The 18,880-nt window shown below is 71.4% G+C and carries 15 protein-coding genes; 9 read left to right on the forward strand and 6 right to left on the reverse strand.

Annotated elements, in window-relative coordinates; all coding sequences use genetic code 11:
* Positions 1 to 13: 13 nt before the first annotated feature.
* Both mca and ABZ887_RS43890 read left to right on the forward strand, forming a co-directional pair.
* Positions 14 to 895: a mycothiol conjugate amidase Mca gene (mca, locus tag ABZ887_RS43885; protein WP_361303552.1), complete on the forward strand. Its 882-nt coding sequence runs from the start codon at positions 14 to 16 to the stop codon at positions 893 to 895.
* Between the two features lies 1 nt (position 896).
* Positions 897 to 1,118 (forward strand): hypothetical protein, encoded by a 222-nt coding sequence (locus tag ABZ887_RS43890; RefSeq protein WP_361303555.1) that lies wholly within the window; start codon positions 897 to 899, stop codon positions 1,116 to 1,118.
* Positions 1,119 to 1,150: 32 nt separating this feature from the next.
* On the opposite strand, the gene ABZ887_RS43895 is transcribed toward ABZ887_RS43890, so the two are convergent.
* Positions 1,151 to 4,351: a tetratricopeptide repeat protein gene (locus tag ABZ887_RS43895; protein WP_361303558.1), complete on the reverse strand. Its 3,201-nt coding sequence runs from the start codon at positions 4,349 to 4,351 to the stop codon at positions 1,151 to 1,153.
* Positions 4,352 to 4,720: 369 nt separating this feature from the next.
* Between ABZ887_RS43895 and ABZ887_RS43900 the strand changes: the two genes are divergently transcribed.
* Positions 4,721 to 4,987 (forward strand): heavy metal-binding domain-containing protein, encoded by a 267-nt coding sequence (locus ABZ887_RS43900; protein WP_361303561.1) that lies wholly within the window; start codon positions 4,721 to 4,723, stop codon positions 4,985 to 4,987.
* 31 nt (positions 4,988 to 5,018) lie between these two features.
* On the opposite strand, the gene ABZ887_RS43905 is transcribed toward ABZ887_RS43900, so the two are convergent.
* Entirely contained in the window at positions 5,019 to 5,423 is a 405-nt protein-coding gene (locus tag ABZ887_RS43905; RefSeq protein ID WP_361303564.1) for a hypothetical protein, read from the reverse strand.
* Between the two features lie 242 nt (positions 5,424 to 5,665).
* On the opposite strand from ABZ887_RS43905, the gene ABZ887_RS43910 reads away from it, so the two are divergent.
* From ABZ887_RS43910 to ABZ887_RS43935, 6 genes are all read left to right on the forward strand, one after another.
* Positions 5,666 to 6,355, forward strand: a complete 690-nt coding sequence (locus ABZ887_RS43910; protein ID WP_361303567.1) for a helix-turn-helix domain-containing protein — start codon at positions 5,666 to 5,668, stop codon at positions 6,353 to 6,355.
* On the forward strand, positions 6,336 to 8,372 hold the full coding sequence (locus tag ABZ887_RS43915; RefSeq protein ID WP_361303570.1) for a thioredoxin domain-containing protein: 2,037 nt from the start codon (positions 6,336 to 6,338) through the stop codon (positions 8,370 to 8,372). Before ABZ887_RS43910 ends, ABZ887_RS43915 begins: the two co-directional genes overlap by 20 nt.
* Positions 8,373 to 8,752: 380 nt before the next feature.
* On the forward strand, positions 8,753 to 10,045 hold the full coding sequence (locus ABZ887_RS43920; protein WP_361303573.1) for a glycosyltransferase family 2 protein: 1,293 nt from the start codon (positions 8,753 to 8,755) through the stop codon (positions 10,043 to 10,045).
* A 4-nt stretch (positions 10,046 to 10,049) separates the two neighbouring features.
* Positions 10,050 to 12,005 (forward strand): right-handed parallel beta-helix repeat-containing protein, encoded by a 1,956-nt coding sequence (locus tag ABZ887_RS43925; protein WP_361303576.1) that lies wholly within the window; start codon positions 10,050 to 10,052, stop codon positions 12,003 to 12,005.
* Positions 12,002 to 13,339, forward strand: coding sequence for a right-handed parallel beta-helix repeat-containing protein (locus tag ABZ887_RS43930; RefSeq protein ID WP_361303579.1), 1,338 nt, complete (start codon positions 12,002 to 12,004; stop codon positions 13,337 to 13,339). The genes ABZ887_RS43925 and ABZ887_RS43930 overlap by 4 nt, the downstream gene beginning before the upstream one ends.
* Positions 13,340 to 13,458: 119 nt before the next feature.
* Entirely contained in the window at positions 13,459 to 14,802 is a 1,344-nt protein-coding gene (locus tag ABZ887_RS43935; RefSeq protein ID WP_361303582.1) for a UDP-glucose/GDP-mannose dehydrogenase family protein, read from the forward strand.
* A gap of 18 nt (positions 14,803 to 14,820) precedes the next feature.
* Here the strand turns inward: ABZ887_RS43935 and ABZ887_RS43940 are convergent, their stop codons facing one another.
* The 4 genes from ABZ887_RS43940 to ABZ887_RS43955 form a co-directional block, all read right to left on the reverse strand.
* On the reverse strand, positions 14,821 to 15,543 hold the full coding sequence (locus ABZ887_RS43940; protein WP_361303585.1) for a Mut7-C RNAse domain-containing protein: 723 nt from the start codon (positions 15,541 to 15,543) through the stop codon (positions 14,821 to 14,823).
* Between the two features lie 33 nt (positions 15,544 to 15,576).
* Positions 15,577 to 16,218, reverse strand: a complete 642-nt coding sequence (locus tag ABZ887_RS43945) for a TetR family transcriptional regulator (RefSeq protein WP_361303588.1) — start codon at positions 16,216 to 16,218, stop codon at positions 15,577 to 15,579.
* Positions 16,215 to 17,783, reverse strand: a complete 1,569-nt coding sequence (locus ABZ887_RS43950) for an MFS transporter (RefSeq protein WP_361303591.1) — start codon at positions 17,781 to 17,783, stop codon at positions 16,215 to 16,217. The genes ABZ887_RS43945 and ABZ887_RS43950 overlap by 4 nt, the downstream gene beginning before the upstream one ends.
* Positions 17,784 to 17,910: 127 nt before the next feature.
* Entirely contained in the window at positions 17,911 to 18,627 is a 717-nt protein-coding gene (locus tag ABZ887_RS43955; protein WP_361303594.1) for a hemolysin III family protein, read from the reverse strand.
* Positions 18,628 to 18,880 lie beyond the last annotated feature (253 nt).

Below are 18,880 nucleotides of genomic sequence, written 5' to 3' on the forward strand. Positions count from 1 at the left end.
CAAGGATTGAGTCTTGACTGACCAGCTGCGACTGATGGCCGTCCACGCCCACCCCGACGACGAGTCGAGCAAGGGCGCGGCCACCATGGCGAAGTACGTGTCCGAGGGGGTGGACGTGCTGGTCGTGACCTGCACGGGCGGGGAGCGCGGCTCCATCCTCAATCCCAAGCTGCAGGGCGACAAGTACATCGAGGAGCACATCCACGAGGTACGCAAGAAGGAGATGGACGAGGCCCGCGAGATCCTCGGCGTCAAGCAGGAGTGGCTCGGCTTCGTCGACTCCGGTCTGCCCGAGGGCGACCCGCTGCCGCCGCTGCCCGAGGGCTGCTTCGCCCTGGAGGACGTCGACAAGGCGGCCGGTGAGCTGGTCCGCAAGATCCGCGCGTTCCGTCCGCAGGCGATCACCACCTACGACGAGAACGGCGGCTACCCGCACCCCGACCACATCATGACCCACAAGATCTCGATGGTGGCCTTCGAGGGCGCCGCGGACGCCGAGAAGTACCCCGAGGCCGAGTTCGGGCCGGTCTTCCAGCCGCAGAAGCTGTACTACAACCAGGGCTTCAACCGCCCGCGCACCGAGGCCCTGCACAACGCCATGCTGGAGCGCGGCCTGGAGTCGCCGTACGGGGACTGGCTGAAGCGGTGGAACGAGTTCGAGCGCACCGAGCGCACCCTGACCACGCACATCCCGTGCGCGGACTTCTTCGAGATCCGTGACAAGGCGCTGATCGCGCACGCCACGCAGATCGACCCGGACGGCGGCTGGTTCAAGGTGCCGATGGACCTCCAGAAGGAGGTCTGGCCGACCGAGGAGTACGAGCTCGCGAAGTCCCTCGTCGATACTTCCCTCCCCGAGGACGACCTCTTTGCGGGCATCCGCGACAATGCCTGACATGAGCGCAAGCCTGGCACTGACGCACCTCGTCCCCCTCGCCAAGGAGGTCGACGAGAACAAGGTCACCCCCGGAGTCCTCGGCTTCATCGTCTTCGCGGTGATGGCCGTGGCCGTCTGGGGCCTGATGAAGTCCATGAACAAGCACATGCAGAAGGTCGACTTCAAGGAGTCCGCCCCGGGCGGGGCGGACTCCGCGGCGCCGGCCGACCGCAAAAGCTGACCGCACAGGCCGACCGCAAGGGCTGACCGGCGTCACGCCGCGGCCGGCACCGGCACGCCCATCACCTCACGGGCGTGCCGGCTGGGCACCATGCCCAGACGCCACGCCTGCCAGCCCGACTCCAGATGCACCCCGCGGTCCAGGAGCAGCCCGTACGCCGTGACGTACTCGGCCAGCTTCTCGTCGCGCAGCGGGTGCGCGGTGCGGGCCAGCTGGGCCAGGTCCTCCTGGGCGACGGCGGTGCCCACCTCCACACCGCCGGGCGCGGCGTAGGGGAGCAGGGTGCAGCGCAGGAAGCGGGCCCAGTCCTCACCGCGCCGGTCGCCGTACGACGTGAACAGGGCGACCGCCTCGTCGCACAGCGCGAGGGCCTGCTGGGTGCGGGTGTTGCCGGCGTCGACGACGGCCAGCTCCAGACAGGTCCAGGCCTCGCCGTGGACGACACCGATGCGCTGGAAGTCGGCGCGGGCGTCGACGAGGAGCTGGCGGGCGAAGCCCGAGTTGCGCAGTGAGCCGGTCTGGGCCGCCCGCTGGTCGCGGGTGACGCGGGCCGAGTGATGGCGGGCGCAGGCCAGGCCGTACACGTCCCGCATACGGGAGAACATCGTGCGCGAGCGCTCCAGCTCGCGGACCGCCAGGTCGAGGTTGCCGGTCTCCTCCAGGGCCTGGCCCAGGTAGTAGACCGTCCAGGCCTCGCCGCGCGCGTCCTCGTTCTCGCGGTGCCGGGACGCCGCCTGACGGAGGCCGTCGACCGCTGGGGACGGGTCGCCGTCCACCAGTCGGGCCCGGGCCAGCTGGGTCAGTGCCCAGGCCTCGCCACGGGCGTCGCGGGTACGGCCGTAGCGGTCCAGCGCGGCCCGCAGTTCCCGCTCCGCCCGCGGTACGTCGCCCATGCGCAGCGCCAGCTGGCCGAGCTGGAAGTGCGCCCAGGCCTCGCCGTGCACCGAACCGCCCTCCCGGTGCAGGACGAGCGAGCGGCTGAGCAGGTCGAGGGCCTCCGACAGCCGGGCTCGGTCGCGCTGCACCGCCGCCAGCGCGTGCATCGTCCACGCCCGGTCGGTGGCCAGCTCGGGCGGAGCCTGCAGGTCCAGGGCCTCCTGGAGCTTGGCCGCCGCCTCGGTGAGGTGGCCCTGGTGGTGCAGGGTGATCCCGAGCGAGCACAGCGCACGGGCCGCGCCGGCGTCGTGATGCGCCTCCAGGTAGAGGTCGACGACGGAGGTGAGGGTGGTGCGGGCCTTGTCCAGCTCGCCCAGCTGACGGGCCGCGATACCGGTACGCCACTGCACCGAGCGGACAAGGAGACCCTGGTCGACCGCTTGCGCCAACTCGCTGATCTCACCGAGCCGGTAGAGGTCGCCGCGCAGCAGGCAGTAGTCGCACAACGCGCCCAGCAGGTTCTGCACGGCCGCCTGGTCGACGCCCTCCGCATGCCGCAGGGCGGCCGTGATGAAGCTCGACTCGTCGTCCAGCCAGCGCAGCGCCTCGTCGAGGGAGGTGAAGCCGTGCGGGCTGAACCGGTCCGAGCGGGTCGACATGTTCCCGTCGACCAGGCGCAGCACCGAGTCGGCGAGCTCCGCGTAGTTCACGATCAGCCGCTGCTGCGCCGCCGTGCGGTCGGCCGGGGTCTCCTCGTCCAGGAGACGGGACTGGGCGAAGGAGCGGACCAGGTCGTGCAGGCGGTACCGGCTGCCGCGGACATGGTCGATCAGACCGGCCTGGGCGAGCGTGACCAGGTGACGGGTCGCCTCCGCCTCGTCCGCGCCCAGCAGCGCGGCCGCGGCCGCCACGCCCAGCGAGGCCCGGCCCGCCAGCGCCAGCCTTCTCAGCAGCCGGCGCCCGGTCTCCGACTGGTCGGTGTACCGCAGCCACAACACCCGCTCCACGGGCCCGACCGGACCGTACGCGCCCAGGTCGGTGGCGAGCTGCAGCGGCGAACGCGAGCCCAGCGACGAACCCGCCACCCGCAGCGCCAGCGGCAGCCCGCCGCACAACTCCCGGATCCGGTCCGCGGACTGCGCGTCGTACGGCCCCGACGTGTCCTGGGCCGCCGCGTCCAGCAGCTCCTCCGCGCCGGCCGCGTCCAGCGCCGTGACCGGCAGCCGGTGCACCCAGGCCGGCAGGTCGGCGGGGAGGTCGAGCTGGTCCCGGGCGGTGACCAGGACCAGGCTGTCGGAACGCTCCGGCACCAGCATGCGCACCTGCTCGGGGTCCGAGGCGTCGTCCAGCACGATCGTCACCGGAAGACCCGTCAGGTGCTGGTGGTACAGCTCGCTCAGCCGCTTCACCTGCTGGTCGGCGGAGGAACGCTCACGGAACAGCAGCTGCTCACGCGGGGCGCCCAGCCGGTTGAGCAGATGCAGCAGGGCGTCCCGCGTGGACAGCGGCGGCTCCTCCTGGCTGGCACCCCGCAGATCCACCACGACCGCACCCCGGAAGAGGTCCCTCAGCTCGTGGGTGGCCCGGACCGCGAGGGCGGTACGGCCGGAGCCCGGCTCCCCGTGCAGCACCACGACCGTCGGACGGGTCTCCGTGGCCGCCCGGGCCGCCTGCGCCCACTGCCGGATCCGCGCCAGCTCCTGCTGCCGGCCGGCGAACATTCCGTCCGGAGACGGCAGTTGACCGAACGACTGCTGCAGCACCGTACGCCTGCGGGCCGCCGCGCTCTTGTCCGCGCCGCGCAGCCCGGGACCCTGCTTCTTCGGCCCCGTGGAGGCGCTGAGCACCCGCTGCTGATCGAGGAACGGCCGGATGCCCCGCACCTCCAGCGCGGTCAGCCACTGCAGCCGCAGCTGCTCGGGACCGCCGGGCTGACCGGCCGCGCCGGCGTGGTGATGAGCGGCCGGCAGATGCGAACCGGCGACCTTGACGACCGTGGCGGCCGCACCGATCACTCCTGCGGCCACGCCCGCGCCCAGGGCCGTGGCCGCCCCGGTGCCCAGGGAGAGGTCGGCGACGGTGGCGGCGACCGCCGCGACGGCCGCGACCAGCAGGGGAGTTCCGGAGCCCTCCTTGGCGTAGCGGCGGCCGAAGCTCGGCCGGCCCGCCTCCGTCTCGTCGAGGGCCAGGGTGTACGCCGCGTACTCCTCGGCGGCCGTCCGCTCCATCTCCTCCAGCCCGCCGCGCGCGCGGGACAGCAGCACCTGTCCGTCGACGCGGCCGCCCGAACGGCGGACCTCCTCCTCCACGGCCCGCACCAGCAGCCGATCGGCTTCCGCCCGATGGGCGTCCCGCATGTCCCGTCCCCCTCCAGCGGCAACTCCTTTGTCTACAAGTGTCCTTGCGAAGGGTCGTGATGGCGAGGGGGCGGCGATCAGGCGATCGGTGAGGGTTCGGTGGCGGTCCCTTCGTGCACCGGAGGTCCTCGCGTCGGCACGCGGACGGCAGCGGGGCTCCGGCTCCCTCGGCCGACGAGACGGCCCTGGACAACACAACCCTGGACGACATGACCCTCGATGACATGACCCGCACAGAGCGAGGGAATACCCGTCGCGGAAGTCGGCGGGCGCGGACCGTCGGGAGCGCGGCCCGGCCGAGGCTTCGACGGGCTCTCCAACCGCCTCACGACCGCATCCGCCCGGCACTCGGATCGAGGACGGTGACGTATGGCACAGAACGCGCCCGGACCCGGGCGGCAGATCCAGCTCTACACGACGGACACCCTTCCACTGGCCGGGTATCGCATCGTCCGCGCCTGGTTCGTCTGGATGAGGAGGAACGAGATGGAGGAAGCCCTGAACGCGCTCGCCCGCAACGCCGTGATCGAAGGCGCGGACGCGGTCATCGGGGTCCGCCTCGCGGTGAGCCCTGCCTCGGGCTTCTCGGACGCCTACGTCCTCTACGGCACCGCCGTGAAGATCGAGCGGTCATGACGGCGTCCGGATCGGCGACGGCGGCGACGAACTACCGGGCGGCCCCGCCGGGGTGCGCGGACATCCGCCCCCACCCCTTCGACAGAGCCAGGTACACGCAGGCCGCCGCCAGCCCCGCCTCCGCCACGGCGCTCGCCAGCGCCTCCAGCAGCTCCGTGCCCACCGCCGACGTCGTTATGTCGAACCATGCGTCCAGAACGGCGACCGATGCCGTCGCCGACGCGGTGAGGCGGGCTCGCGCATCGCCCCGCAACCCCAGCACGGCCGTCGCCGCGCATCCCGCCGCCATCAGGACGTCCAGCCCGATCCAGGCCACCGCCCAGTTGTGGACCTCGGTCTTGGTGGGCAGCGTCAGCGCCAGCACCACCATCCACGGCACGAGCAGCACGGCGGACGATCCGAGAAGGATCAGTGCCCACCGCTTCAGCCGCCTCATCCGCTTCGTCCTTCGGGTCCGCATCGCCGTTAAACGGTTCAACACCTGATCCCCCTCGCCTTGTTCCGGATCCGTGGCTGTGGAACCTGTGAATCGCCCGGCTCCTCCGCCATGCCCCCACGCTAGACCGCAGAGAAAATTCTGCAAAGAAAATTCGGCAGACATCGGGGAAGGGTCGGGGAAGGTTCGGGGAGCGTCAGGGTTGTCTCAGGGTTCCCGGCGGCCGGGGCTACCGTGGCCGCATGACCGACGGCACACCCCGGACGGCCGGAGCACCCGAGCCCGCAGCCCCCGCCGAGGCGCCCGCTGCCCCCGCCGCAGAGCCCGCAGCCCCCGCCGAGACACCAGCCGCCCCCGCCGAGATGACCAGCCTGGAGCGCACCGCCCTCTACAAGTCCCTCGGCAACCCCCTGCGCCGCCGGATCCTCGACTACCTCGGCCGGCACGGCGAGGCCAACTCCACCGTGCTCGCCCGCGAGCTCGGGGAGAGCTCCGGCACCACCAGCTACCACCTGCGCAAACTCGCCGAGCAGAAGCTCATCGAGGAGATCCCGGAGAAGTCGGGCGGCCGGGAGCGCTGGTGGCGGAGCCTGCCCTTCAGCCACACCACACCCGACCCGGCCACCATGACGGCCGAGGAGTACGCGGCGGCCGAGCACCTCGCCCTCCTCAGGATCGAGGTCGACACCAGGCTCTTCCGCCGCGCCCACGAGGAGTACCGCGGCCCGCAGGGGTGGGCCCAGGTGCAGCGCACCGGTACCTGGATGACGAAGAGCGACCTCCACGACTTCGTACGCGCCTACCACGAACTCCTCGACCGCTACGGCCACCCCGACGACGCCGTCCCCGAAGGGGCACGCCGGGTGAATCTGCGCTTCTACGCGGCTCCCGAGGCCGTGGGAGAGTTGGAGGGTGAACCGACTGGCCCATGAGACGTCCCCGTACCTTCTCCAGCACGCCTACAACCCCGTCGACTGGTGGCCCTGGTCGGCCGAAGCCTTCGAGGCCGCGCGGACCGCGAACAAGCCCGTGCTGCTGAGCGTCGGGTACAGCTCCTGCCACTGGTGCCATGTGATGGCCCACGAGTCCTTCGAGGACGAGGCAACCGCCGGCTACCTCAACGAGCACTTCGTCAACATCAAGGTCGACCGCGAGGAGCGGCCGGATGTCGATGCCGTCTACATGGAGGCCGTGCAGGCCGCCACCGGGCAGGGTGGCTGGCCCATGACCGTGTTTCTCACTCCGGACGCCGAACCCTTCTACTTCGGCACGTACTTCCCGCCCGCCCCCCGCCACGGGATGCCCTCGTTCCGGCAGGTGCTGGAGGGGGTCCGGGCCGCGTGGGCCGACCGGCGGGAGGAGGTCGCCGAGGTCGCCGGGAAGATCGTCCGTGATCTGGCCCAGCGGGAGCTCGGGCACCAGGGCGGCCGGCCGCCCGGTGAGGGGGAGCTCGCCCAGGCGCTGCTCGGGCTCACCCGCGAGTACGACCCGCAGCGCGGCGGGTTCGGCGGCGCCCCCAAGTTCCCGCCGTCCATGGTCATCGAGTTCCTGCTGCGGCACCACGCCCGGACCGGTTCCGAAGGTGCGCTGCAGATGGCCGTGGACACCTGTGAGCGGATGGCCCGCGGCGGCCTCTACGACCAGCTCGGCGGCGGCTTCGCCCGTTACTCCGTCGACCGCGACTGGGTCGTGCCGCACTTCGAGAAGATGCTCTACGACAACGCCCTGCTGTGCCGGGTGTACGCCCACCTGTGGCGGGCCACCGGGTCCGAGCTGGCCCGCCGGGTCGCCCTGGAGACCGCCGACTTCATGGTCCGCGAACTGCGCACCGCCGAGGGCGGGTTCGCCTCCGCGCTGGACGCCGACAGCGACGACGGGAGCGGGCGGCACGTCGAGGGCGCGTACTACGCGTGGACGCCCGCACAGCTCCGCGAGGTCCTGGGGGAGGAGGACGCGGACCTGGCCGCCCAGTACTTCGGGGTCACCGCGGAGGGCACCTTCGAGCACGGCCAGTCGGTTCTTCAACTCCCGCAGCAGGAAGGCGTGTTCGACGCCGCGCGGGTCGAGGCCGTCAAGCAGCGGCTGCTGGCCGCCCGGGCCGGCCGCCCGGCCCCGGGCCGTGACGACAAGGTCGTCGCCGCCTGGAACGGCCTCGCCGTCGCCGCACTCGCCGAGACCGGCGCCTACTTCGACCGCCCCGACCTGGTCGAGGCCGCCGTCGGCGCCGCCGATCTCCTCGTACGGCTCCATCTCGACGACCATGCGCGGATCGCCCGCACCAGCAAGGACGGCAGGGTCGGCGCCAACGCCGGCGTGCTGGAGGACTACGGCGACGTCGCCGAGGGCTTCCTCGCGCTCGCCTCCGTGACCGGCGAGGGCGTCTGGCTGGAGTTCGCCGGGCTCCTCCTCGGCCATGTCCTGGCCCGCTTCACCGACCAGGAGAGTCCGGAGAGCGGCGCCCTCTACGACACGGCCGCCGACGCCGAGCAGCTGATCCGCCGGCCGCAGGACCCGACCGACAACGCCACGCCCTCCGGCTGGACCGCCGCGGCCGGCGCCCTGCTCGGCTATGCGGCCCACACCGGGTCCGAACCTCATCGCACCGCCGCGGAAAGGGCGTTGGGGATCGTCGGCACGCTCGGACCGCGCGTGCCGCGCTTCATCGGGTGGGGGCTCGCGGTCGCCGAGGCGCTGCTCGACGGTCCGCGCGAGGTGGCGGTCGTGGGGCCGGCCACGGACCCCCGCACGGCCGCCTTGCACCGCACGGCGCTGCTGGGTACCGCGCCCGGTGCGGTCGTGGCGGTCGGGACTCAGGGGAGTGACGAGTTCCCGCTGCTCGGGGGGCGGCCGCTGGTCGGCGGGGAGGCGGCCGCGTACGTGTGCCGCAATTTCACGTGTGACGCGCCGACCACCGACCTGGAGCGGCTGCGGGCGGCACTCGGGGGCTGAGTGGCAGAGGGCGGTGGTCCGGTGCGGGTGCGTGGGGGCGGGCCGCGCAGTTCCCCGCGCCCCTGACGGGGCGCTCCAGTGGGGGTCCCTAGTGGGCGCATGTTCGAATAGAGCGCGCTTTCCGCTCGTTGCGTTGAAACATGCCATTTATCGGAAGAGTTCACGGTCTTCACATCACCCTCATAAGATCCAGCTCATGCCGTGACAGGTGTGACACACCGTCACGGGTGGGGCGGGATAGGCGTGAAGACTCTGTGAGCGAAGTTTGTGCTCTGTGTGATCGCCGTTCACCCGAGAGCCCCTAGCATCGCTGGAGCAGTGCCCGGTTCTGTCTTATTTCGGGCCGTGGCAGTCGTGTTATGTGGGGGGAGAGCGCAACTTTGTCCGAGTTCTTCGACCAGGTCTGGTCGTGGATCGTCGAGGCTGTGGGGGAAACTTCGTGGCGGGAGCTGATGCCGCTGGGGCTTGCCGGACTCTTCGTCTGGGCGCTCTGGCTGTACCGGGCGGTGCTCTCGCGGTTCGCCAAGCCGGTCGTCAACAACTTCCGTACCAGTGTGTCCGTCGTGGTCCCGGCCTACCGGGAAGACCCCGAGATCCTGCTGGAGTGCCTGGAGACCTGGCTCGCCCAGGATCCGGCCGAGATCATCATCGTTCCTGACATCAAGGACCACGAGGTACTGCACCGGCTGTCGCTGGTGGAGGACCCGCGGGTCCGGGTGCTCGCCTTCGAGCACAGGGGGAAACGTTCCGCCCTGGGGGTCGGCATACGCGCCGCCACCAGTGAGCTCCTCGTCCTGGTGGACTCCGACACCCGCTGGGAGCCGGGTCTGCTCGACGCCGTGCAGATGCCGTTCGAGGACCCGACGGTCGGCGGCGTGGGCACCCAGCAGAACGTCTACCAGCGCACCACCAGCGTCTGGCGCCGCATCGCCGACTGGCTGGTCAACCTCCGTTACTACGACTACGTCCCGGCCATGGGCCGGGCCGGTGCGGTGGCCTGCCTGTCCGGCCGTACCGCCGCCTACCGACGTGCCGCGGTGCTGCCGGTGCTGGAGAACCTGGAGAACGAGTTCTTCCTCGGCCGCCGCTGTGTGGCGGGCGACGACGGCCGGCTGACCTGGCTGGTGCTGGCCTCGGGCTACAAGACCGTGCACCAGTCCTCCGCGCGGGCCATCTCGATGTTCCCGTCGTCCTTCCGGGCCTTCGTGAAGCAGCGCGTCCGGTGGAGCCGCAACTCCTACCGGTGCTACCTCACCGCGCTCTACAAGGGCTGGCTGTGGCGGGTCCCGCTGGTCACCAAGATCACCGTGCTGCAGATCCTGCTGACCCCGGTCACCATGGGCATGGCCCTCGGCTACCTGCTGCTGAGCCGGCTGGACTTCAGCCCGCGCGGCATCGTCCTCACCCTGATCTGGCTGCTGCTGGGCCGGGCCGTCCGCGGCTACTCGCACCTGCGCAGGCACCCGCAGGAGATCTTCCTGCTGCCCCTGACGGCCCTCGTGGTCATCATGATCTCGCTGCCGATCAAGCTGTACGCCTTCGTCACCATGAACAAGCAGGGCTGGCTCACCCGCAGCAGCACCAGCATCGGGGGCGAGGGCCAGAGCGCCGCCACGCTCTCCGGATCCGCCGGCGGCCAGAGCCACTCCGCCCTCCAGCCCGAGGTGATCTGACGCCATGACCACCACCCCCCTCATGACGTGTCCCAGGACGAAGAGAAGACCCGGCCCCGGCACCCGGCTGCGCCGGGCCGGTGCCAGAACGGCGGCCCTGCTGGGCGCCTTCGCGGTGGCGGCGACGCTGCTGCTGGGCAGCTCGGCCACGGCCCACGCCGACGGGGACGGCGACAAGAAGCAGAAACTGGCCGCCGAGGACGCGGAGACCCAGGCCGCGCTGGTCGCCGACGAGGACCACCGGCTCAACCAGGTACGGGCGTTCACCTCGGTGGCGCCCCTGCAGTCCACCAAGTGGACCGTGCCGTACCGGCTGGACACCGACAACGGGTACACCCTGGTACTCACCGATCGCAGCAACCCCTACACCATCGCCGACCTGCTGAAACTCGCCCCGCAGACCTTCGTGCGGCGCAAGGACGGCTCGTACCTGCTGACCGAGAACATCTACCTCAACGTCGGCGCCAAGCTGAAGCTGTCCAACCCGGGCGGCCTCACCCTGCGGATGGCCAGCAACCGCACCGGCTTCGTCTCCATCGTCTCCTTCGGCGGCGAACTCACCCTCCAGGGCACCTCCCAGGCGCCGCTCACCATCACCAGCTGGGACCCGCAGGCCAACAAGGCCGACAGCGACGTCCGGGACGGCCGCGCCTACATCCGTACCATCGGCGGCCAGTTCGAGATGACCCACGCCAAACTCGCGAACCTCGGGTTCTGGAGCGGCCGCACCGGCGGACTCAGCCTCACCGGCACCGACCGGCCGAACACCGGCTCGCTGGAGGACACCGGCCAGGTGCACGGCAAGACCGCACGCGAGCGGGCCCGCGCGCAGGACGGCTCGGGCGACCAGAACACCACCAGCGGTGACGTCACGGCCATGCCGTCGGGCGAACTGACCACTCCCGACGCCCGGTTCTCCACCGGCGGCCTCTCCTACGTCTCCGGGTCGATCACCCACTCGACCATCACCGGCAACGCCTTCGGGATCTTCATCTCCAGCGCGACCGGGATCGAGATCAGCGACACGACCGTGGAGAACAGCCTGGAGGACGGGGTGGTCATGCACCGGTTCGTCTCCAGCTCGCTCGTGCAGCGCACGGTCGCCAAGGACAACGGCGGCGACGGCTTCATCCTCTCCCGGGCCACCCAGCAGGTGCGGGTCAGCGGCTCCACCGCCGAGGGCAACGGCGGCAACGGCTACACGCTCAGCGGCAGGCCGCTCGCCGAGGGGCCCTCCGCCTCCGGGCAGGCCGTCGACAGCTACGGCTCCAACTCGGTCGCCAACAGCGTGGCCAAGGACAACGGCCGCTACGGCGTCGAGGTGCTCGGCGGCTTCGACGTCGGCGTGCAGAACAACCGCATCGAGGGCGGTGACATGGGCATCGTGGCCCGCCTCGCCGCGGACAAGGTCTCCATCACCGGCAACCGCCTGACCGGCCAGAACCGGCAGGGCATCTCGGTACGCGACGGGGTCACCGGTGCCACCGTCACCGGCAACATCATCGACGGGCCGGAAACCGGCGTGTACGTGCGCGACTCGGCCGCCGAGATACGCGGCAACACCGTCCAGGACGCCACCAACCACGGGGTCAGCCTGGTCGGCGGCGTGGACGGCACGACGGTCTCCTACAACGTGATCGGCGGGGTCGGCCCCAGCGCGCTGGACTCCAGCCGCTCGCACGGCGGTGCCGACATCAAGGAGAACCAGACCTTCGCCTGGTACGACACCAGCTCCTTCTGGGTCAAGGTCAAGCACTACGCGAGCCCGATGACCCTGCTGTGGACGGGCATCCTGCTCCTCATCCTGTTCTCGGCCGCCATGGGCCGGCGCAGGCGCCGGGCGAACGGGCGGGGCGCCGTCATCGTCCACCCGTACTCCGACAAGGCGCCGCTGCCGGCCCCGCCGCCGGACGAGATCGCCGTGGCGGGCCGCCGACGGGAGCCGGTGATGAGCGAATGAGCGACGACGCCCCGGCAGCACCGCCCGGTGACGGCGCTCCGGCCGGCAACGGGCCGGGTGGCAACGGGCCGGCCGACAACGGGCCGGGCGACGGCGGTGGCTCTGCGGCGGGTGAGCCCGCCGTGGAGCGGCTGCGCCGGATCTGGCTCTCCGGCGGGCCGCCGCTGTGGGTGGCCTCGGCCGCCCTGGTGATCTCGGTGCTGGCGCTGATCGTGGCCGGCGTCTCCGCGGGCGACGACCGGCCCGTCGTGTACGGCGCCGGTCCCACCGCCGGCCCCACCATCCCGGTCGCCGAACCCACGGACGACGGGGACGACACCGGCGACCCCGGTGATCCCGGCGCCACGGCCTCCGACCCGGCACCGAGCGGCACGACGGCCACCGACGGGCCGGCCACGCCCACCGCGACCGGCTCGGCCGCGGCCCTGGCCGCCGGGCCGGTGAAGTGCCCGGCCTCCACCGTCACCGTCAGCGACGCCAAGTCCCTGAAGGACGCGCTGGACCAGGCGCAGCCCGGTGACGTCATCAAGATGGCGGACGGGGTCTACTCGGACCGCTTCACCGCCGCCACCCCCGGCACGGCGGACCGGCCGATCTTCCTGTGCGGCGGCCCCGGCGCGGTGATCGACGCCGGGGACGTCGACGGCGGCTACGCCTTCCACCTGGACGGCGCCAGCCACTGGCGGCTGATCGGCTTCACCGTGCGCAACGCCCAGAAGGGGGTCATGGCCGACCAGGTCCAGGGCACCGTCATCCAGGGCCTGACCGTCGAGAACATCGGCGACGAGGGCATCCACCTGCGCGACTTCAGCTCCGGCAACGTCGTCGAGGGCAACACCGTCCGCGCCACGGGCAAGCGCAAGGAGCAGTTCGGCGAGGGGATCTACGTCGGGTCCGCCGAGTCCAACTGGTGCACCGTCACCGACTGCAAGCCCGACAAGAGCGACGACAACGTGATCCGCGGCAACCACGTCAGCGACACCACCGCGGAGTCCGTCGACATCAAGGAGGGCACCACGGGGGGCTCTCTCCTGGGCAACACCTTCGACGGCGCCGACCTCAGCGGAGGTCACAACGACTCCTGGGTCGACGTCAAGGGAAACAACTGGCTGATCAAGGGCAACACCGGCCGTCACTCCCGTGAGGACGGCTTCCAGACCCACCAGATCCTCGACGGCTGGGGCACCGGAAACGTGTTCCAGGCCAACACCGCCCAGGTGGACGGCCCCGGCTACGGCTTCCACTTCGCGCCCGTCGAGAACAACAAGGTCACCTGCGACAACAAGGTCAGCGACGCGGCGAAGGGCCTCGCCAACGTCGCCTGTTCCTCCTGACGGCGAGGGGCCCGGTCCGCACCCGGGCCCCCGCGGCGCAGTCCCCTTCCTTCCCCCACCTCACCCACGCGCGTCCTCGGCATGCGCGCTTTCCGCTCGGACATCCCCTCGGAGGCATCATGGACACTCTTCCCGACAGCACCCACGCGCCCCGTCTCACCGTCATCGGCACCGGCTACCTGGGCGCCACGCACGCCGTGTGCATGGCGGAGCTCGGCTACGAGGTGCTCGGCGTCGACGTCGATCCCGGCAAGATCGAGCTGCTGAGAGCCGGGCAGGTACCGTTCTTCGAGCCAGGGCTGCCCGAACTCCTGGTCAAGGCCCAGGAGTCAGGCCGGCTGCACTTCACGACGAGCCTCGCGGAGGCCGCGGAGTTCGGCGACATCCACTTCATCTGCGTGGGCACCCCGCAGCAGCCCGGTTCCTACGCCGCGGACCTGCGCTACGTGGAGGGCGCGGTGACCGAGCTGGCCCGGCACCTGCACCGCCGGGCCCTGGTGGTCGGGAAGTCGACGGTGCCGGTGGGCACCGCGGCCCGCCTCGCGGAGCTGGTCCGCACCACCGCCCCGGCCGGGGACGCCGTGGAGCTGGCCTGGAACCCGGAGTTCCTGCGCGAGGGCTTCGCGGTGGAGGACACCCTGCACCCCGACCGGCTGGTGTTCGGCACCGAGTCCGCGTGGGCGGAGCAGCAGCTGCGCGCCGCGTTCGCCCCGGTCATCGCCCAGGGCACCCCGGTGGTGGTCGCCGACCTGCCGACCGCCGAACTGGTCAAGGTCGCCGCCAACTCCTTCCTCGCCACGAAGATCTCGTACATCAACGCCATGGCGGAGGTCTGCGAGGCCACCGGCGCCGACGTGCACCGGCTGGCGGAGGCGCTGGCCTACGACGACCGGATCGGCGGCCGGTTCCTGAAGCCGGGACTGGGCTTCGGCGGCGGCTGCCTGCCCAAGGACATCAGGGCGTTCATCCACCGCGCCGAGGAACTGGACGTCTCCCAGGCGGTCGCCTTCCTGCGCGAGGTGGACGCGATCAACCAGCGCCGCCGGGCCCGTACCGTGGACCTGGTCCGCGAGCTGGTCGGCGGCGAACTCGCCGGCACGAAGGTGGCCGCGCTCGGGGCGGCCTTCAAGCCCAACTCCGACGACATCCGGGACGCCCCGGCGCTGGACGTCGCCGCCACCCTGCACCGGGCCGGCGCGCAGGTGACGGTCTACGACCCGGTGGCGATGGACAACGCCCGCCGCGTCCACCCCGAGCTGGCGTACGGGACGGACGCGCTGCAGGCCGCCGCGGACGCCGATGTCGTGGTCCTGCTCACCGAGTGGACGCAGTTCCGGGAGATCGACCCGGAGGCGATGGGTGCCGTGGTGAGCCGGCGCCGGGTCGTGGACGGCCGGCACGCCCTCGACCCCGCCCAGTGGCGCGCGGCCGGCTGGGAGTACCGGGCGCTGGGCCGCAACTGACCCCGGACCGGGGCCGGTTCAGGCGAACTCGGCGAGGGCGCGTGCCACGATGGCCTCCAGCTGCTCGTGGTGCGCGCCCTTCCAGTACGCCCGGCCGCACTCCGCGCACTGCGCGAAGACGTCGTACGACTTCTGGGTCCCGCCCTTCAGCTGGTCCGCCACCTCGTCCTTCGTCGCCTCCTTCAGCAGGCCGTTGCAGGCCGTGCAGCGGGTCCAGGGGCGCAGGCCGGGGGCGAACCGGTCGAGGACGTCGTGCAGCTGGTCGTCGGGGCTGGTGCTGTAGACGTACGCGCCCGCCCAGAGTTCGCGGCGGCGCAGCAGGCCCCGGTCGCGGCTGAGCAGCACGCGTTTCTCGGCCGCCGAGCGGGCGGCGAGGGCCGGGTCGCCGATGTCCGTCGACTCGTACGCCGTGTCCACGCCGAGGAGGCGGAGCCGGCGGGCGAGGGTGCCGAGGTGGACGTCGAGGAGGAAGCGGAGCGGAGCCCCGGGGACCCGCTGCGGGCGCTGTACCGGGTGTACGGCCACCGACTCGCCGTGCGCCGGGATGTGGCCCGGCGGGACCTCCCGGCCGTCCACCACCAGGGCGCCGACCTCGGTGAGCGGGACGCCGAGGGACTCGATGACGTGGCCGAGGGTCGAGACGCCGTCGACGCCGAGGGGGTGGACGCCCACGCGGCGGGCGTGCGGGACGAACAGGGCCAGCCCGGGGGCGACTTCGACCTGGATCTCGGGAGCGTTCACCTGGTCAGGATCGCACGGGCGAGGGCCCTGACCTCAGTGGTTTTCCGGGGGCAGGCCGTGCTCGATGACGTTCAGGGCGCGGTCGACCAGGTCGTCGAAGTCGGGCTCGTGCTCCTGCTCCGCCCAGTACATCGAGGTCTCCATCAGCCCGCCGACGATGGACATCGCGTAGACCCGTACCTCCAGGCTGTCCGGGTCGAGGCCGGTGCGCTCGCCGATGGCCCGCCGGAGCATGCGGCCGGTGCTCGACATGCCGTCCATCATCCGCGAGCGCACCGCCGGCACCTCGACCATCAGCCGGGTGCGCAGCCGGGAGACCACGGGGTCGTCCTTCGCGCCCATCCTGATCGCCCGGTGCATCACATGGCGGAGGGAGTCCGGCCACGGCTCGTCGGCGGGCCGCGCCCGGAGCTCCTCCATGATCAGCGGGTCGTACTCGTCCGTGAGGACGATGTCCTCCTTGGTCGGGAAGTACCGGTAGACCGTGGACGGCGACACCTCGGCCCGCTCCGCGATCTGCTCGATCGTCGTCGCGTCGTACCCCTGCTCCGCGACCAGCGCGTACATCGCGGTGCGGATCGCCTCGCGGGTCTTGGCCTTCTTGCGCTCGCGCAGGCCGAGCCGGGGGGTGTCGGCGGGGGAGAGGGGAGGATGTGCGGCCGTCATGCCGGTCATTGTCCGGCATCGACGGTGGCGGGGGCCACGGCCGGGGACTCGTTCCCTTCGGTGCGGCGCTCGGTCGGGGTGTTCGGCAGGAGCGCGGCGGCCAGCAGCGCGGTGGCGAGCGCGGCGATCCCGCACACCATCAGGACCAGGCCCATGCCGTGGACGTAGGAGGCGTTCGCGGAGGCGACGAGGTCGGTCGAGCCGGTCTTCGCGGCGACCAGGTGGGCGGCGACGACGGACTCCCCCGCGGTGTGGCCGAGCGGGGCGGGCAGTCCCGTGACGTCCAGGCGGTCCCGGAAGGCACCGGCCAGGAGGCTGCCGAGCAGGGCGATGCCGATCGCGCCGCCGACCTGGCGCGTGGTCATCAGCAGCCCGGAGCCGCTGCCGGCCCGGTCCGCGGGCAGGGCGCCGAGCGCGCCGTCCATCGAGGGGACCACCGAGAAGCCGAAGCCGAGGCCGGCGACGGACAGCCACAGCGCGGTGAAGCCGTAGCCGTCGCTCACCGAGGTGCGGCTGCCGAGCAGGGCGGCGAAGGCGAGGACGACCAGGCCGGCGGCGACCACGGCGCGGGCGCCGAAGCGGGCGACGACCGGCTGGGCGGTGCGCGCGGCGATGACCAGGCCGCCCATCATGGGGAGCAGGCGCAGGCCGGTGCCGAAGGCGTCGTTGCCGAGGACCGCCTGGAGGTACTGCGGCAGCACGAACAGCAGACCGGACAGCACGAACATCACCAGGGTCGCCGCGAGGGTGTTCAGCAGGAAGCCGCGGTGGGTGAGGAGCTCCATGTCGAGCATGGGGCGGTGGGCCCGGCGTTCGCGCAGCACCAGGGCCGTGCCGAGGACGACGGCGACCGCGAACAGGGCCAGCACCAGCGGGTCGCCCCAGCCGCGGCCGGGGGCCTCGATGATCGCGTAGACCAGGGCGCCGAGGCCGACCGCGGTGAGCACGGTGGAGAGGACGTCGACCTTGGGGGAGGCCGGGTCGCTGGTCTCGGGGAGCAGGAAGACGCAGGCGGCGATGCCGACGGCGGCCATCGGCACGTTGATCAGGAAGACCGAGCCCCACCAGAAGTGGTTGAGCAGGAAGCCGCCGATGATCGGGCCGAGCGGCAGGCCGAGCGCCGAGGCCGCCGAGACGATGCCGACGGCGCGGGTGCGCTCGCCCGGCCCGAACAGCGAGGGCAGCACCGACATCGCGAGCGGCATCACCAGCGCCGCGCCGACGCCCATGGCCGCGCGGGCGGCGATCACCCAGTTCACGTCGCCGGCGAGCGAGCCCAGCACCGAGCCCGCCAGGAAGATCAGCAGGCCGACGACGAGCATCCGGCGGCGGCCGAAGCGGTCGCCGAGGAGTCCGGCGGGGAGCATCAGCGAGGCGAAGACGATGACGTACGCGTCCGCCATCCACTGCTGCTGGCTGGTGGTGGCGCCGAGCTCCTCGGCCATCGTCGGGAGCGCCACGTTGAGGATCGTCGTGTCGAAGCCGAGCACCAGCATGCTCGCGACCAGGGCACCGAGGGCCCACCAGCGGCGGGGGTTCTGGTGCGTCTCTTCAAGATGAGTGACAGTAGCCATGAAATGAGAGTAGCTCTCAAAATCCAGTTGCTGTCAATGGCGAGTTGGTGTCGTAATATGGGAGAGGGCATGAAAAAAGTGGCCACGGCTCGGAAGCCGTGGCCACTCGGACGAGCGGTGCCGGGAGCTATGCGTGCTGGTAGGCCACCAGGGAGATGCCGACGTAGTGCACGACGAACGCGGCCAGCGTGAGGGAGTGGAACACCTCGTGGAACCCGAAGTAGCGCGGTGACGGGTTCGGGCGCTTGATCCCGTAGATCACGCCGCCGGCGCTGTAGAGGAGACCCCCGACGATCACCAGGACCAGGACCGCGATACCGCCGGTGCGCATGAAGTCGGGCAGGAAGAAGACCGCCGCCCAGCCCATCGCTATGTAGCAGGGCGTGTACAGCCAGCGCGGTGCGCCGACCCAGAAGACCCGGAAGACGATGCCCGCGGCCGCCGCGCCCCAGATGCCCCACAGCAGCCACTGCCCCTTCGCTCCGGGCAGCAGCAGCATGGTCAGGGGCGTGTAGGTGCCCGCGATGATCAGGAAGATGTTGGCGTGGTCGAGTCTGCGCAGGATCCCGTCCATGCGCGGAGTCCAGTTGCCCCGGTGGTAGAGCGCGCTCACGCCGAACAGCAGGCATGCCGTCAGGGCGAAGATCCCGCAGGCGATACGGCCGCGCGGCGAGTCGGCGAGGGCGGTGAGGACGAGGCCCGCGACGAGGACGGCCGGGAACATGCCCAGATGCAGCCAGCCGCGCAGCTTGGGCTTGACCTGTTGCGACAGGGACGAGAGCGCGGCGGAACCACGGCCGGCGGCCGGCGAGTCCGTGGGCGCGTCGGGGACGGGCGCAGTCATGGAGGGCATCGTACCTACGGAACCGTAAGTTACGGATCAGTCTCGCTCGATGGCCACCGGAGAGTGGCCATCATCTCACGGAGCCTCGGTTGCGCTCACATCGATGAGCAAAAAGACCTTGAGGCGAACTCAATGTGGACGCAAAGAAACGCAGGTGGGCGCAGAAACCGTGGCCTTCCTCACGTCGCTCATCTGTGACTCCCTCTGGACAGATGGGTGATCGAGTCGGAGGATCAAATGAGTGCGGTCGGCA

The sequence above is a fragment of the Streptomyces sp. NPDC047061 genome, from assembly GCF_040643955.1.
Lineage (GTDB): Bacteria > Actinomycetota > Actinomycetes > Streptomycetales > Streptomycetaceae > Streptomyces.